Annotated in this window: 13 protein-coding genes; 3 read left to right on the top strand and 10 right to left on the bottom strand. The window is 73.0% G+C overall.

Features of this window, described 5'->3' with window-relative positions:
* Positions 1-41 precede the first annotated feature (41 nt).
* Entirely contained in the window at positions 42-2006 is a 1965-nt protein-coding gene (locus tag AC27LF_RS09635; protein WP_479664029.1) for an N-acetylmuramoyl-L-alanine amidase, read from the top strand.
* A gap of 35 nt (positions 2007-2041) precedes the next feature.
* Here AC27LF_RS09635 and AC27LF_RS09630 read toward each other — a convergent pair whose 3' ends face one another.
* The 7 genes from AC27LF_RS09630 to AC27LF_RS09600 all read right to left on the bottom strand — a co-directional run bounded on the left by AC27LF_RS09630 (position 2042) and on the right by AC27LF_RS09600 (position 8193).
* A complete protein-coding gene (locus AC27LF_RS09630) occupies positions 2042-2539 on the bottom strand; it encodes a hypothetical protein (protein ID WP_351740368.1) in 498 nt (165 codons plus the stop codon).
* A gap of 226 nt (positions 2540-2765) precedes the next feature.
* A complete protein-coding gene (locus AC27LF_RS09625) occupies positions 2766-3728 on the bottom strand; it encodes a universal stress protein (RefSeq protein WP_479664030.1) in 963 nt (320 codons plus the stop codon).
* A gap of 125 nt (positions 3729-3853) precedes the next feature.
* A complete protein-coding gene (locus tag AC27LF_RS09620; RefSeq protein ID WP_404026919.1) occupies positions 3854-4096 on the bottom strand; it encodes a DUF397 domain-containing protein in 243 nt (80 codons plus the stop codon).
* Between the two features lie 82 nt (positions 4097-4178).
* Entirely contained in the window at positions 4179-5345 is a 1167-nt protein-coding gene (locus tag AC27LF_RS09615) for a thiolase domain-containing protein (RefSeq protein WP_479664031.1), read from the bottom strand.
* A complete protein-coding gene (locus AC27LF_RS09610; protein ID WP_479664032.1) occupies positions 5342-6412 on the bottom strand; it encodes a thiolase domain-containing protein in 1071 nt (356 codons plus the stop codon). The genes AC27LF_RS09615 and AC27LF_RS09610 overlap by 4 nt, the downstream gene beginning before the upstream one ends.
* Positions 6409-7350: a Zn-ribbon domain-containing OB-fold protein gene (locus tag AC27LF_RS09605; RefSeq protein ID WP_479664033.1), complete on the bottom strand. Its 942-nt coding sequence runs from the start codon at positions 7348-7350 to the stop codon at positions 6409-6411. The genes AC27LF_RS09610 and AC27LF_RS09605 overlap by 4 nt, the downstream gene beginning before the upstream one ends.
* 42 nt (positions 7351-7392) lie before the next feature.
* The gene (locus AC27LF_RS09600) at positions 7393-8193 is read right to left on the bottom strand and encodes a crotonase/enoyl-CoA hydratase family protein (RefSeq protein ID WP_404026913.1); all 801 of its coding nucleotides are present in this window, start codon (positions 8191-8193) and stop codon (positions 7393-7395) included.
* 175 nt (positions 8194-8368) lie between these two features.
* Between AC27LF_RS09600 and AC27LF_RS09595 the strand changes: the two genes are divergently transcribed.
* Complete coding sequence (locus AC27LF_RS09595; protein WP_479664034.1) at positions 8369-9988, top strand: acyl-CoA synthetase; 1620 nt, start codon at positions 8369-8371, stop codon at positions 9986-9988.
* A gap of 452 nt (positions 9989-10440) precedes the next feature.
* Positions 10441-11736: a phenylacetate--CoA ligase PaaK gene (paaK, locus tag AC27LF_RS09590; RefSeq protein WP_479664035.1), complete on the top strand. Its 1296-nt coding sequence runs from the start codon at positions 10441-10443 to the stop codon at positions 11734-11736.
* Between the two features lie 290 nt (positions 11737-12026).
* Here paaK and AC27LF_RS09585 read toward each other — a convergent pair whose 3' ends face one another.
* The 3 genes from AC27LF_RS09585 to AC27LF_RS09575 all read right to left on the bottom strand — a co-directional run bounded on the left by AC27LF_RS09585 (position 12027) and on the right by AC27LF_RS09575 (position 16265).
* On the bottom strand, positions 12027-13535 hold the full coding sequence (locus AC27LF_RS09585; protein ID WP_479664036.1) for an acyl-CoA synthetase: 1509 nt from the start codon (positions 13533-13535) through the stop codon (positions 12027-12029).
* 70 nt (positions 13536-13605) lie between these two features.
* Positions 13606-15156, bottom strand: coding sequence for an acyl-CoA synthetase (locus tag AC27LF_RS09580; protein ID WP_479664037.1), 1551 nt, complete (start codon positions 15154-15156; stop codon positions 13606-13608).
* A complete protein-coding gene (locus AC27LF_RS09575) occupies positions 15153-16265 on the bottom strand; it encodes a nitronate monooxygenase (RefSeq protein WP_479664038.1) in 1113 nt (370 codons plus the stop codon). The genes AC27LF_RS09580 and AC27LF_RS09575 overlap by 4 nt, the downstream gene beginning before the upstream one ends.
* Between the last annotated feature and the right edge of the window lie 20 nt (positions 16266-16285).

The raw sequence follows: 16285 nt of genomic DNA, 5'->3' as shown, positions 1-16285 counted from the left end.
CCCCGCACGCCCCACGCGCTCGACCGTCCTTGGAGGCCGCATTGCGAGGATCCACCACCGACCCCACGTCCGTGCCCGGCAGCAGACGCACGCGCAGGGCGGCCGGAGGCATCGCCGCAGCGGCGCTGCTGCTGCCGCTGCTCGGCGCCGCCCCGCCCCCGGCCGGCTCCGCCACGGACGGACTCCAGCGCGCCTTCGCCTCGGCCGCCGCCGAGTACCACGTCCCGCAGAGCGTCCTGCTGGCCGTCTCCTACCTCCAGTCCCGCTGGGACACGCACGCCGGGGCGCCGAGCGTGACCGGCGGCTACGGCCCGATGCACCTCACCGACGCGCGCACCGCGCTCACCGCCGTGAGCCACCACAGCGAGGGCACCGAGGACGCCCGCGGCGACAGCGCCCGCCCCGCCCGGCACCCGGAGGCGGGCCTGCCCGACGCGTCCGCGCTTCCGGCCCGTCTCGAAACGCTGCCGCGTGCGGCCCGGCTGACCGGGCTCCCGGCGGCCGAGCTGCGCGGCGACCCGGCCGCCAACGTGGCCGGCGGCGCCGCGCTGCTCGCCGCCGCCCAGCAGGAGCTGCACCGGCCCCTCAGCCCGGACCCGGCCGACTGGTACGGTGCGGTGGCCCGGTTCTCCGGCGCCGACGACACCGCGACCGCCGCGGCGTACGCGAACGACGTGTACGACGTGCTGCGCGCCGGCGCGCGGCGCACCACGGACGACGGGCAGACGGTCTCGCTGACCGCGCGGCCGGGCCTGGCCGCGGACACCGGGCAGCTGGAGCGGGCCGGTCTGGCCCCGGCCGCCGAGGACGGCACGGAGTGCCCCGCGTCGGTGTCCTGCACCTGGGTGCCGGCGCCGTACGAGGAGTTCGGGGACGACGACTACGGCAACCACGACCTGGGGGACCGGCCGGCCTCGCAGAGCATCAAGTACATCGTCATCCATGACACCGAGGGCGCCTGGGACGGCGTCCTCGACCTGATCAAGGACCCGACCTATGTGTCGTGGAACTACACCATCCGCTCCACGGACGGGCTGATCGCCCAGCACGTCAAGGCCAAGGACGTGGCGTGGCACGCGGGCAACTGGTACGTCAACGCCAAGTCGATCGGCATCGAGCACGAGGGGTTCCTCGCCTCGCCGGACGCCTGGTACACGGAGGCGATGTACCGGTCCTCGGCCCGGCTGGTGGGGTACCTCGCCGCGCGGTACGGCATCCCGCTGGACCGGCAGCACATCCTCGGCCATGACAACGTGCCCGGTCCCACCGCCTCCACCGTGCCGGGCATGCACACGGACCCGGGTCCGTACTGGGACTGGCGGCACTACTTCGAGCTGCTGGACCGGCCGTTCAAGCGCACGGCCGGCTCCAAGGGCGGTCTCGTCACGATCCTGCCCGACTACGCGCGCAACCGGCCCGTGTACACGGGCTGCGCCACCGCGGGCACGCCCTGCGCGGCGCACGGGTCCAGCGAGGTGCGGCTGTACTCCGACCACACCGAGAACTCCCCGCTGATCAGGGACATCGGGCTCGGTACGGCGCCGACCACCGATGTGAACGACCTGTCCTCGCGGGTCTCGACCGGGCAGCAGTACGCGGTGGCCGGCCGCTGGGGCGAGTGGACGGCGATCTGGTACCTGGGTCAGAAGGCGTGGTTCAGGAACCCGGCCGGGCAGCCTACGGCCGTGGCCGCCGGCGGACGTGTGATCACGCCGAGGGCGGGGCTCGCGAGCGTTCCGGTGTACGGCAGGGCGTACCCGGAGAAGGACGCCTATCCGGCGGAGGTGCCCGCGCAGGCGGTGTCCCCGTTGCCGTACACGATCCCGGCGGGCCAGAGGTACGTCGTCGGTGACGAACTGCCCGGCGAGTACTACTACGCGGTCACGTTCACCGCCGACTCGCACCGGGTCGTGGCCGGCAAGGACATGTACTACCAGATCCAGTACGGCCACCGGGTGGCGTATGTGCGGGCCGCCGACGTGGAGGTGCGGTCGTCGGCCGGATAGCGGCTCCGCGGGCCGGGGCCGCTCGTCAGCCCTGCTCAGCCCTGCTGGAAAAGCTCCGCCGGGAGCGGCTTCAGCAGGGCGTACAGGTCGTCGGTGATGGGGCGGTCCCAGGCGGCGATGGTGACCAGGACGCCGTCGCTGCGGTCGAACTGGACGCACGAGATGCGGGTCTCGGACAGCTTCAGCCGGCGCACGATCAGCAGGTTGTCGCCCTGGAGCACCGGCATGTCCTCGCTGCCGGTGACGGTGACCTCCTCGTCGTTCTCCAGCGCCAGCAGCAGCTGGGCGACCTCGAAGGGGATCTCCCCGTCGGCGGTGTCGCGGGCCGGTGAGCCCTCCGGGAGATTGCCGATGATCATGGCGGGGCCGCGGCCGCCGAACAGGTCGTAGCGCAGGAAGACGCCCTGGCAGGTGCCGTCGGGGGCGGGCAGCAGGCCCGCGCCCAGATTGCCGGGCCAGTCGCCCGGGTCCATGGCCAGCACGTCGAAGTCGGGCCCGGCGGGAGTGGCGCTGCGGCGGCGGAGGAACGACATGCCGCCATGGTACGTGCCCGGCCCCGGTCGACGGCGCCCGGGCGGCGTCCCCTCAGGGGAGCCGAGCCCTCAGCGAACCGGCCCGGCCGACGCCCGACCGGGCGGACGGGACGCGGGCCCGGGTCACTCCTGCGGTGGGGGCGCGTTCTCCTGCGGAGACGGTGCACATGACCGCGGCCCAGCGCCTCCCGAGCCACGGCAAGGCGGCGCCCGACCGGGCGGGGGGTCACTCCTCCGGTGGGGGTGTGTTCTCCTGTTGGGTCGGTGCCACGACCGCGATCGGGCAGGCCGCGTGCAACAGCACCGCATGCGTCACCGAACCCATCATCCGAGCCGGCGCCAGCAACCGCCGCCGATGCCGCCCCACAACCACCAGCCCAGCACCTCCGGACGCCGTGACGAGGTTGCCCGCGGCGTCTCCGGGCAGTGCCTGGGCCTCGGCGCGGACGTCCGGGTGCCGGGCGCGGTGCGGGGCGAGGAATCCCTCGGCGAGGGCCCGGGTCTCGTTCTCCACGGCGTTCTGGTCGATGACGGGCGGCACGAGTTCGCCGGGCGCCATCAGCGGTTGTGCGGGCCACCGGTAGGCGGCGATCACCTGGAGGAGCGCACCGCGCAGACCGGCCTCGGTGAAGGCGAACGCGAGCGTGACGTCGTCGGGGTTGTCGACGTCCACGCCGACGACCACCCGGGACCCCGGCCCGGCCGGCGGCTCACCGAGGTCTCCCGCTGCCGCGGCGGCCTGGGAGGTGTCCCGGCCGCGGCCGGGCCGGGGCACGACGACGACCGGGCACGCCGCGTCGCGTGCGGCGGCCATGCCGTTGGAGCCGAGCAGCAGGCTGGCGAAGCCGCCCCGGCCCCGGGAGCCGAGCACCAGCAGTTGTGCCTCGGCGCCCTGCGCGGGCAGCACCGCGGCGGGCGCGCCCCGCAGGGTGGCGTACTCGACGGGCTGTGCCGCCGCGGGCCCGCGCAGCCGGGTGCGCACCTCGTCGAGGACCCGGTCGTCGTCCGGTTCGGGCGGGCCCGCGGCCGGGGCCTCGGGCCGGCCCCACGGCGCGTACTGCCGCACGTGCACCACGCGCAGGGGTGCCGCGCGCCGCCGGGCGGCGTCGAGGGCCCAGTCCAGGGCGCGCAGGCTGTCCTGCGAGCCGTCGACCGCGGCGATGACCGGCTGGGTGTTCGTCGTCCTCACCTCCGGGATGCGACCTTGCCTTCCGGGGTCAGCCTCGCTCAGGCCCCGGTCCCGGAAGGGTCCTGTCGGTCGCGTGTCCGCGAATCGGCGCGGAACACCCCCGGATCGGCTCGCCGCCGCGCGGCTCAGGTCAGGTCGAACTCGCCTTCCCGCGCGCCGGACACGAAGGCCCCCCACTCGGCGGGCGTGAAGATCAGGGAAGGGCTCCCGGGGCGGCCGCTGTTGCGCATCGCGATGAACCCCTCGACGAAGGCGATCTGGACATCGCCGAGACCTCGGCTGCTGGACTGCCACTGCGCCTTGCTGAGGTCCAGTTCCGGCTTGTCCCAGCCCATGCGCGGCTGCTGCTGGATGGTGCTCTCGGCCACGTCCGTGCTCCTCCCGGTTCGTCGTCCGCGGCCAGCCTAGCGACCGGTTCCGACCGCCAACAGGCCACGTCCGGGGGACCTTTCAGGAGTCGGGGGGCCGCGACCCCACGAGCCACATGGAGAAGAACTGCGAGCCGCCGCCGTAGGCGTGTCCGAGCACTCTCCTGGCCCGCTCCACCTGGTGTTCGCCGGCCTGTCCGCGTACCTGGAGCGCGGCCTCGGCGAAGCGGATCATGCCGGAGGCGCCGATCGGGTTGGTGGACAGCACACCGCCCGACATGTTGACGGGCAGATCGCCGTCGAGTCCGGTCACGCCGGACTCGGTGAGCTTCCAGCCCTCGCCCTCCTCGGCGAAGCCCAGGTTCTCCAGCCACATGGGCTCGTACCAGGAGAACGGCACGTACATCTCGACGGCGTCGATGTCCCGGCGCGGGTCGGCGATGCCGGCCTGCCGGTAGACGTCGGCGGCGCAGTCCTTGCCGGCCCGCGGGGAGACGAAGTCCTTGCCGGCGAAGAGGGTGGGTTCGCTGCGCATGGCGCCGCCGAGCATCCAGGCGGGCGGCCGGGGCGCGCGGGCCGCTCCGGCCCGGTCGGTGAGGACCATCGCGCAGGCGCCGTCGGAGGAGGGGCAGGTCTCCGAGTAGCGGATGGGGTCCCACAGCATCGGGGACGCCTGGACCTTCTCCAGGGTGATGTCGTGTTCGTGCAGATGCGCGTAGGGGTTCTTCAGCGCGTTGCGCCGGTCCTTGTAGGCGACCAGGGAGCCGACGGTGTCGGGGGCGCCGGTGCGCCGCATGTAGGCGCGTACGTGCGGGGCGAAGAAGCCGCCCGCGCCGGCCAGCAGCGGCTGCTGGAAGGGGATCGGCAGGGACAGGCCCCACATGGCGTTGGACTCGGACTGTTTCTCGAAGGCGAGGGTGAGCACGGTGGTGTGCACGCGTGCGGCGACGAGGCCGGCCGCGACCAGGGCGGTGGAGCCGCCGACGGAGCCCGCGGTGTGCACCCGCAGCAGCGGCTTGCCCACGGCGCCGAGCGCGTCGGCCAGGTACAGCTCGGGCATCATCACGCCCTCGAAGAAGTCCGGCGCCTTGCCGATGACCACGGCGTCGATGTCGGACCAGGTCAGTTCGGCGTCGTCCAGGGCGCGGCGGGCCGCCTCGCGGACCAGTCCGGCGATGGACACGTCCCGGCGGGCCGCCACGTGCTTGGTCTGGCCGATCCCTACGACGGCCACGGGCTCCTTGCTCATCGGGGATCCCCTTCGAGGACGGCGACCAGGTTCTGTTGCAGGCAGGGGCCGGACGTGGCGTGGGCGAGCGCACGGTCGGACGCCCCGCGCCCGATGCGGTCGGCGGCTTCGCCGATGCGGATGAGCCCGGCGGCCATGACGGAGTTGGCGGCGAGCGCCCCGCCGGACGGGTTGACGCACACGTCGTCGCCGAGTCGCAGCGCCTTGCGCAGCACGACCTCCTGCGCGCTGAACGGTGCGTGCAACTCGGCGGTGTCGACGGGCCGTTCGAAGGCTCCGGCGCGCTCGGCGGCGAGCCGGGCGGACGGCGAGTCGGTCAGGTCGCGCAGGCCGAGCGCGTGGGCCTCGACGCGGTGGTCGATGCCCCGGATCCAGGCGGGCCGCGGGCACAGCCGGCGGGCCGCCTCGCCCGCGGCGAGGATCACGGCGGCGGCGCCGTCCGTGACGGGCGGGCAGTCGCCGGTGCGCAGCGGCTGTACGACGTAGTCGCCGTGGGGCACGGAACCCCGTAGCCTGGCGTGCGGGTTGGCGGTGGCGGCGGCCCGGTTGCGGGCGGCGATCGCGGCCAGCGCCTCCTCGTCCGTCTCGCCAGCGTCGATGAGCGCCTGTGCCTGGAGCGCGGCGAGGGCCACGGCGTCCGGCCACAGCGGGGCGAGGTAGTACGGGTCGAGCTGGCGGGTCAGTACGTCCCGGACGGAGCCGGGCGAGGACTTCCCGTAGGAGTAGACGAGGGCGGTGTCGGCCTCGCCGGTGAGCAGTTTGGTCCATGCCTCGTACAGCGCCCAGGCGCCGTCCGTCTCGACGTGCGACTCGGAGATCGGCGGCCAGGCGCCGACGCCGTCCAGGGCGAGGGTGAAGGAGAAGGCGCGGCCGGCCAGGTAGTCGCTGGATCCGGAGCAGGTGAAGCCGATGTCGGCGGTTTTCAGGCCGGTGCGGTCCAGCACCTCGTGCAGTACCGGCATGAGCATTTCCACCTCGGAGTTCTCCTCGTCGGCGGCGCGGTGGTCGGTCTGGGCGAAGGCGACGACGGCGATCCGGCCGGGGTCCGGCAGGTGTGCGCGGGTCACAGCAGCTCCTTGTAGGTGTCGTAGTCCGCGTCGGGTTCGCCGGTCGGCCGGTAGTGGTCGGGGTGGCGGGCGCCCTCGGTCCACACCGGTTCGACGCGCAGGCCCATGCGCACCTGGTCGTAGGGGATGCCGCCGATGCGGCCGTGCAGGGCGAGGCCGGCGCCGTCGAGGGCGATGTGCGCGTACACATAGGGCACGTCGATGTCGAGGTTCTTGGCCTTGATGTTGACGATGCAGAAGGTGGTGACCGTGCCCCGGGGCCCCACCTCGACCTGTTCGGCGGTGGCCACGCCGCAGGTGGGGCAGGCGCCGCGGGGCGGCACGTACACCATGTGGCAGGACGGGCAGCGTTCGCCGACGGTGCGTCGTTCGGCGAGCGCCCGGAGGTGGGCGGACTGGGCGCGGCCGGGCGTGTAGGTGTAGTCGAGGCGGGCGGGCGCGACGATGCCGGTGACGGGGTCGGCGAACGCGCCGCTGTGCCCGGCTGCTTCGGCGGCGGGGCCGTCGTACGGTTCGAAGCAGGCGATGTCCGTGATGGCGCCGGTGCGTTCGTCCGCCCAGCGGATGCGGACCCGCAGGCCGGTGTGCACGGCATCGGGGCCGGGCACGTCCAGGGCGTGCAGCAGGGCGGTGTCGGCGCCGTCGAGGCGGACCAGGGCCCAGGCGAAGGGGGTACGAAGGGGCTGGCCGGGCCGGGGCCGGTGGTTGTAGGCCCAGGTGGTGACCGTGCCGGTGGGGGCGACCTCGACGAGGTCGCGGATCTCCTCGGCGGTCACGGGGTCGTACTCGACGGGCGGGACGAGGACACGGCCGTCGTCGGTGCGCACCCCGAGCACGACGCGGTCGCGCAGGCCGGTCAGGAAGGCGCTCTGGACGGGGCCGAGGGAGCGGGTGAAGGGGAACTCCAGGACGAGGGGAGCCTTGAGGACGTCGGGCATCGGCGGCTGTCTCCTTCGCGGGTCGGGCGGGCCGGCACAAGGTCAGGCGCGCTTGTAGACGGGGGGCCGTTTCTCGGCGAAGGCGCGGGCGCCCTCCTTGGCGTCGGCGGTCTCGAAGAGCGGCCGGCCGCGTTCGAGTTCGGCGGCGAGTCCGTCGGTCTCGGTCATCTCGGCGGTCTCGTACACGGACGCCTTGACGGCCTCGACGGCGAGCGGTCCGCAGGCGTTGATGCGTTCGGCGATCTCCAGGGCGCGGGCGAGCGCGGTGCCGTCGGGGACGACATGTCCGACGAGCCCGATGCCGGCGGCCTCGCGGGCGCTGTAGGGCCGTCCGGTGAGCAGCATCTCCAGGGCGTGGGTGCGCGGGATCTGGCGTTGCAGCCGCACGGTGGAGCCGCCGATGGGGAACAGGGCGCGCCTGACCTCGAACAGTCCGAAGGTCGCGGACTCGCCTGCCACCCGGATGTCGGTGCCCTGGAGGATCTCCGTGCCGCCGGCGACGCAGTGTCCCTCGACGGCGGCGATCACCGGTTTGCGCGGCCGGTGATGGCGCAGCATCGCCTTCCAGTGCAGATCGGGGTCGGCCTTGAGCCGGTCCCGGTAGTGCTCCCCCGCCATGCCCCGGCCGGCCAGGGCCTTGAGGTCCATTCCGGCGCAGAAGGCGCCGCCGGCCCCGGTGAGCACGATCGAGCGGACGGTGTCGTCGGCGTCGGCCTGGAGCCAGCCGTCGTACAGGCCGACGAGCATCGGCAGCGAGAGCGCGTTCTTCGCCTCGGGCCGGTTGAGCGTGAGCACCAGCGTGGCGCCTTCGCGCCGCACGGTGAGGTGTTCCGTGCCAGCCATGACCCATCTCCCCTCTGACGGAACGAGAACAGGTTGCAGTAGGCGGGAGGGCACTTCAAGGGTTTTCTGACAGTCAGTCAGATTTCTTCGCGCGAAGCCTTCACAGTTGCGGCGCCCTTTGCTCTGATGACCGGCGAACCGTCGGATGCCAGGTACGCCCGGGTCAGGAGGAACCGTGGAGTACAACCTTGCCGACCTGTTCGAGTCGGTCGTCGACACGGTCGCCGACCGCGAGGCGCTCGTGTACGTCGACCATCCGGGCACGGGCGCGGAGCGCCGTCTGACGTACGCGGAACTGGACGCGGCGGCGAACCGCATCGGGCACCATCTGCTCGACAGCGGGATACGTCCGGGCGAGCATCTGGGCCTGCACCTCTACAACGGCGTCGAATACCTCCAGACGGTGCTCGGCTGCCTGAAGGCCCGGATCGTCCCGGTCAACGTCAACTACCGTTACATCGAGGATGAGTTGGTCTATCTCTACCGGGACGCCGACCTGGTGGCGCTGGTCTTCGACTCGGAGTTCACGGGCCGGGTGGCGGCGGCGCTGCCCCGGGCCGCGGGGCTGCGGCATCTGGTGCGGGTGGGCGAGCCGGCGCCGGGCAGCGCCGACGTGCCCGCCGTCGCGTTCGCGGACGCGGAGGCCGCCGGTTCCCCGGAGCGCGGCTTTACGGCGCGCTCGGGCGACGACCAGTTCATCATCTACACGGGCGGCACGACGGGGATGCCCAAAGGTGTGATGTGGCGTCAGGAGGACCTGTTCTTCGCGGGTCTTGGGGGTGGCGCGCCGACCGGGGAGCCGGTGGGGGCACCGGAGGAACTGGCGCGGCGGGTCGCGGCCGGCGGTGCGGGGATCACTTTCTTCCCCACTCCCCCGCTGATGCACGGCACCTCCACCCTCACGGCGTTCATCGGCTTCAACTTCGGGCAGCGGGTGGTGATCCACCGCAAGTTCGTGCCCGAGGAGGTGCTGCGGACCATCGAGCGGGAGAAGGTCACCAGCGTGTCGCTGGTCGGGGACGCGATGCTGCGGCCGTTGATCGACGCGTTGCGGGGCCCCATGAAGGGCACGGACTGCTCCTCGGTGTTCAGCGTCTCCTCGTCGGGGGCGATCATGTCGGAGACGGTGCGCCGGCAGTTCTGCGAACTCGTCCCGAACGCCGTGCTGTTGAACAACTTCGGGTCCTCCGAGTCCGGGTTCAACGGCACGGCGACCGAGGACTCGGGTCAGCGGCGCGGGTTTCGCATCCAGGTCAACTCCCGTACCCGGGTGGTGGATCCGGCGACGCATGAGCCGGTGGCTGCCGGTGCCGTGGGGCGGGTGGCGCAGTGCGGACACGTACCGCTCGGCTACTACAACGACCCGGTGAAAACCGCCGAGACCTTCTTCGAGAGGGACGGTGTGCGCTGGGTGCTGCTGGGCGACATGGCGACCGTGGACGAGGACGGCGTCGTCACCGTGCTCGGCCGCGGCTCGCAGTGCATCAACACGGGCGGCGAGAAGGTCTACCCGGAGGAGGTCGAGCAGGCGCTCAAGTCGCATCCCGACGTGTACGACGTGCTCGTGGCCGGGGTGCCGGACGCCACCTGGGGCAACCATGTGGCGGCGGTGGTGCAGCTGCGGGAGGGCGCCGACGCGTTGTCCCTGGCGGATGTGCAGCGGCACTGCCGTGCCCAGCTGGCCGGCTACAAGATCCCCCGCCAGCTCGTGCTCACGGAGGCCATCCAGCGGTCCCCGAGCGGCAAGGCGGACTACCGCTGGGCCCGGCAGGTGGCCACGACCGCGAACCAGTAGCCGACACCGAGGCCCACACCGCCGCGACAGCCGCCGGCGGCGCAGACCGGTGAACCGGCACGCGAACGCCCGGAGCGCGACAGCCGCCGGCGGCGCAGCACCACGGCCCGGCCGCGGGCGGCCGGGCCGCCGAGGACCGCCTGTCGGCGGCGGCCCACAGGCCGACGGGTAGGCGGTGCCCGGCGCGAGCCGCCACACCCGGTGCGGACACCGGGCCGCGCACAGCCCGGCAGTCTCCCGCCCACCGCGCGCGCACCCAGAGCCATGGGTGCGGGCCCCATGTGGTCCCGCAACACCTCCACATCGCCGACCGTCCGGTCGCGTCCGAGGGCGTGAGAAAACGCCGGCAGACCTCTTGTCGGGGGTCGGGGTGGGCTGACTTACTGATCTCGGACTCGGCAACCGAATGATCGGTCGTCCGGATCGGTGTGATCGGTGAGCGGGAGGTCCCCATGACGGAGGCGAGGGAGCTGTTCGACGCGGGGGAACGGCTCGACGCGACGGCCCTGCGGGCGCTTCAGCTGGAGCGGCTGCGGACCACACTGCGGCGCGCCTACGACAACGTGCCCTTCTACCGCCGGGCCTTCGACAAGGCCGGCGTCCGCCCGGAGGACTGCCGGTCCCTGGCCGACCTGGCCCGCTTCCCCCTCACCACCAAGGCGGACCTGCGCGAGAACTACCCGTACGGGATGTTCGCCGTGCCGCGCGACCGGATCCGCCGGATCCATGCGTCGAGCGGCACCACCGGACGCCCCACGGTGGTCGGCTATACCGACAACGATCTTTCCCTGTGGGCCGACATGGTGGCCCGTGCCATCCGTGCGGCCGGCGGCCGGCCCGGGGACACGATCCATGTGGCGTACGGCTACGGTCTGTTCACCGGCGGTCTCGGCGCCCACTACGGCGCGGAGCGGCTGGGGTGCACGGTCGTCCCCGCCTCCGGCGGGATGACCGCACGGCAGGTCCAGCTGATCCGGGACCTGGAGCCGCGGATCATCATGGTCACGCCCTCGTACATGCTCACCCTGCTCGACGAGTTCGAACGGCAGGGTGTGGACCCGCGCGGCACGTCGCTCCGGGTCGGCATCTTCGGTGCCGAGCCGTGGACGGAGCGGATGCGCGGGGAGATCGAGGAGCGCTTCGGGATCGACGCCGTCGACATCTACGGGCTGTCCGAGGTGATCGGACCGGGCGTCGCCCAGGAGTGCGTGGAGACCAAGGACGGCCTGCACATCTGGGAGGACCACTTCTATCCCGAGGTCGTCGACCCCCTCACCGGGGAGGTGCTGCCCGAGGGCGCGGAGGGCGAGCTGGTCTTCACCTCGCTCACCAAGGAGGCCATGCCGGTGATCCGGTACCGGACCCGTGATCTGACCCGGCTGCTGCCGGGCACCGCCCGGGTGTTCCGGCGGATGCAGAAGATCACCGGCCGCAGCGACGACATGGTGATCCTGCGCGGGGTCAATCTGTTCCCGACGCAGGTTGAGGAGATCGTGCTGCGCACCCCGGGCGTCGCCCCGCACTTCCAGCTCCGCCTCACCCGCGAGGGCCGCCTCGACGCCCTCACCGTGCGGGCCGAGGCGCGGCCCGGCGCGACGCCCGAGGCGCGCCGTGAGGCGGCCCGGGTCATCGCGGCGGCCGTCAAGGACGGCATCGGCGTGTCGGTCGCCGTGGAGATCGTCGAACCGGAATCGCTGGAGCGGTCGGTGGGCAAGATCCGCCGGATCGTGGACCTGCGCCCGCGCTGACCGCTGCGCCGGCCCGGCCGTGCCGCGCCGTCGGGCGCCCGCGGCGGCACCGTGGCCGGCCACGCCGCTCCCCACGCCCCTGCGGGGCGCTGCCGGGCGATGGCGGACCGCGCCCGGCCCGGGGCCCGTCGTCGGACTCCCTCCTTCAGCCGCCGGCTCGGGAGGTGCCCCCGGCCCCGCGCCGCCATGCACGATCCCCCAGGCGCTCGGCCCCGCTCGACCAGGGGGACGACCCCACGACGCCGCAGGGCCCGCCCTGCGGGCGAACAACGCGAGTGTGACGACAGGACCTAGCCCGGCTGCCCGTCGCCGAACCGCTCCCGCAGCTCCCGCTTGAGGATCTTGCCGCTGGCGTTGCGCGGCAGTCGGGTCACGAACAGCACCCGCTTCGGCGCCTTGAAGGGGGTGAGCCTGGTGCGGACGTGGGCGATCAGTTCGGCCTCGGTGACCTCGCCGCGCGGCACGACCACCGCCGTGACGGCCTCGACCCAGCGCTCGTCGGGCAGCCCGATCACGGCGGCCTCGGCGACCGCCTCGTGGGTGTACAGGGCGTCCTCGACCTGCCGCGAAGCGATCAGCACACCACCGGAGTCGATGACGTCCTTCAGCCGGTCGACGATCGTGAGGTATCCGTCGGCGTCCCGCACCGCGAGGTCGCCGGAGTGGAACCAGCCGTCGCGGAAGGCCGCGGCGGTCTCCTCGGGCTTGTCCCAGTAGCCCTCGCACAACTGCGGCGAGCGGTAGACGATCTCGCCGGGCGTGCCGTCGGGCACGTCCGCGCCGTCCTCGTCCACGACGCGCGCGTCCACGAACAGCACGCTGCGGCCGCAGGAGTCGAGCCTGCCCTTGTGTTCGTCCGGGCCGAGCACGGTGGCGAGGGGGCCGATCTCGCTCTGCCCGAAGCAGTTGTAGAAGGCGAGGTCCGGCAGCCGTTCGCGCAGCCGCTCCAGGACCGGCACGGGCATGATCGACGCCCCGTAGTACGCCTTGCGCAGACCGCCGAGGTCCCGGGTCGCGAAGTCGGGCCGGTTCGCCAGCGCGATCCACACGGTGGGCGGCGCGAACAGGCTGTCCACGCGGCCCGCCTCGATCAGGTCGAAGAGGGTGTCGCCGTCGGGCTCGTCGAGGACGATGCCGCTCGCGCCGACCGCGAGGTAGGGCAGCAGGAAGACATGCAGCTGGGCCGAGTGGTAGAGCGGCAGGGCGTGCACGGGCCGGTCGCCGGCGCTCAGGTCGAGGGCGGTGATCGCGCTCAGGTAGGCGTGGACCAGGGCCCGGTGGGTCATCATCGCGCCCTTGGGCAGGGCGGTGGTGCCGGAGGTGTACAGCAGTTGCACCAGGTCCTCGGCGCGCGGTTCGGGGCCGTCGTACGGGGGTGCCGTCGCGAGCGAGGCGAGGAGCGAGTCGTCGGTGTCGCGCAGCGGCAGCGCGGGGACGCCGTCCGGGAGCCGTCCGGCCAGGGCCGGGTCGGCGAGCACCAGGGAACTGCCCGACTGACGGACGATGTAGGCGAGGTCGTCGCCGGTCAGATGGTGGTTGACCGGCACATGGACCAGTCCGGCGCGGGCGCAGGCGAGGAAGGCGATGACATAGGCGTCGGAGTTGTGGCCGTAGGCGCCGACCCGGTCGCCGGGGGCCAGGCCCCGGGCGCGCAGCAGGCCGGCGGCGCGGGAGACGGCGGCGTCGAGTTCCGCGTAGGTCCAGCGGCGCTCGCGGTACTCCACCGCGATCCGGGCGGGTGTGCGCCGGGCGCTGCGGCGCAGCACCCCGTCGACCGTGCTGCCGTGTCCCTGCGTCATGGCACCCGATCCTCGGGCCGGCGCGCGGGCAGGTCAAGAATCCGCGGCCCGCTGCCCGGGCCGCGCGTGGTCACACCGGGCGGCCCCGGCCCTGCCAGTAGGGGTCACGCAGCCGTCGCTTGTACAGCTTGCCGTTGGGGTCGCGGGGCAGTTCGGCGACGAAGTCGACGCTCTTCGGCCGTTTGTAGCCGGCGAGCCGTTCGGCGCAGTGGGCGAGCAGGGCGGCGGCCAGTTCCGGCCCCGGCTCGTGCCCGGGGGCCGGTTCCACCACGGCCTTGACCTCCTCGCCCCAGTCGTCGTGCGGGATGCCGAAGGCGGCGGCGTCGGCGACGGCGGGGTGGGCGAGCAGCACGGACTCGATCTCGGCCGGGTAGATGTTGACGCCGCCTGAGATGATCAGGTCGATCTTGCGGTCGCGCAGGAAGAGATAGCCGTCCGCGTCGAGGTGGCCGAGGTCGCCGACGGTGAAGAAGTCGCCGATGCGGTTCTTGCGGGTCTTGGCCTCGTCCTTGTGGTAGGCGAAGCCGCCGGTGTTCATCTTCATGTAGACGGTGCCGAGTTCGCCGGGCGGCAGCCGGTTGCCGTCGTCGTCGAAGATCGCGAGTTCGCTGATCGGCCAGGCCCGGCCGACCGTGCCGGGCTTCTTCAGCCAGTCCTCGGCGGTCGCGAAGGCGCCGCCGCCCTCGCTGGCCGCGTAGTACTCCTCGACGGCGTGCCCCCACCAGTCGATCATGGCCCGTTTCACATGGTCGGGGCAGGGTGCGGCGCCGTGGATGGCGTGCCGCATGGAGGAGACGTCGTACGACTGCCGTATGTGCTCGGGGAGCGACAGGAGGCGGTGGAACTGTGTGGGGACCATATGGGTGTGGGTGCACCGGTGGGTGTCGATGAGGCGCAGCATCTCCTCGGGTGTCCACTTGTCCATCAGCACCAGTTGGTGCCCTATGTGCAGGGACGCGCCGGCGAACTGGAGCACGGCCGTGTGGTAGAGCGGCGAGCAGACCAGGTGGACGTTGTCGTCGAACGGCTTGATGCCGAAGATGCCGAGGAACCCGCCGAGGTAGGCCGCCTCGGGGGGCTTGCCGACCAGCGGGCGCCGGATGCCGCGGGGCCGGCCCGTGGTGCCCGAGGTGTAGTTCATCACCCACCCGAGGGTGCGCTCGGCGGGCGGCGACTCGCTGTGTCCGTCGAGGAGTTCGGCGTACGGCCTGAAGCCCTCGACGGTGCCGACCGCGTACCGGTGGGTCGCCGGGAGGCCGGCCTCGTCGGCGGCGCGGCGGGCGGGTTCTGCGAACCGCTCGTGCGTGATGAGCACCTTGGCGCCCGAGTCGGCGACGATCCAGGCGATCTCGGGGCCGACGAGGTGGTGGTTGACGGGCACGAGGTAGAACCCGGCCTGGGTGGCGGCCAGATAGGCGGTGAGGAATTCGACGCCGTTGGGCAGCACGACGGCGAGGGCGTCGCCGCGCTCCAGGCCCGCGGCGCGCAGGCCGTGCACGAGCCGGTTGGCGGCGGCGTGCAGCCGTCCGGCCCGCCAGTGCTCGCCGTCGGGGGCGACGAGGACGGTGCGGTCGGGCTGCTGGGCGGCCTGGGCCCAGAAGCCGGTGGGGGGTGTGGTCACGACTGGCCGCTCCTTCCGGCGATGCGGTTGATGCGGTCGACGGCCCGCTCGAAGCCGCGGGTGAGGTCGTCGAGGACGGCCCGGACGTCGCGCCTTTCGGTCATCCGGCCGACGATCTGGCCGACGGGCGTGCCGAGCAGCGGCTCGACCTCGTACTTCTGGATGCGGGAGACCGCCTCGGCGACCAGCAGGCCCTGCAGCGGCATGGGCAGGGTGCCGGGCCCGTCCGCATCGTCCCAGGCGTCGGTCCACTCGGTGCGCAGCTGGCGTGCGGGTTTGCCGGTGAGGGCGCGCGAGCGGACGGTGTCGCCGGACCCGGCGGCGAGGAGCTTGCGGGTGAGGGCGGGGGATGGCAGCTCCGCCTCTGTGGTGGTCAGCCATATGGAGCCCAGCCATACTCCTTGGGCGCCCAGGCTCAGTGCCGCCGCCACCTGCTGGCCGCTGCCGATGCCGCCGGCCGCCAGCACGGGCAGCGGGTCGACGGCGTCGACCACTTCGGGGGTCAGCACCATGGAGGCGATCTCCCCGGTGTGACCGCCCGCCTCGTAGCCCTGTGCCACGACGATGTCGATGCCCGCGTCGCGGTGCTTGCGGGCGTGCCGGGCGCTGCCGGCGAGCGCGGCGACGAGCACGCCCCGGTCGTGGGCGCGGGCCACGACGTCGGCGGGCGGGGAGCCGAGGGCGTTGGCGAGGAGCCGGATCGGGTAGTCGAAGGCGACGTCGAGCTGGCTGCGGGCGACCTGTTCCATCCAGCCGGTGATGCGCCAGCCGGACGGCTCTCCCGCGGCGAGTTCGGGCACACCGTACTTGGCGAGGGTGTCCGCGACGAACCGGCGGTGTCCCTCGGGGATCATCGCCTCGACGTCGGCCTCGGTGACGCCCTCGACCTTCTTGGCGGGCATGACGACGTCGAGGCCGTAGGGCCGGCCGTCGGTGTGCGCCTCGATCCAGTCGAGGTCGCGTTTGAGGTCGTCGGGTGCGGTGTAGCGGACCGCGCCGAGCACGCCGAATCCGCCGGCCCGGCTGATGGCCGCGGCGACGGCGGGGAACGGCGTGAAGCCGAAGACGGCGTGCTCGACTCCCAGTTGCTTGCTCAGCTCCGTCTGCATGGGCGCAGGATGCCGCAGTC

It is taken from the genome of Streptomyces diversicolor, from assembly GCF_057537855.1.
The sequence above is the reverse complement of the archived record's forward strand: the minus strand, read 5'-3'. Positions and strand labels throughout refer to the sequence as shown.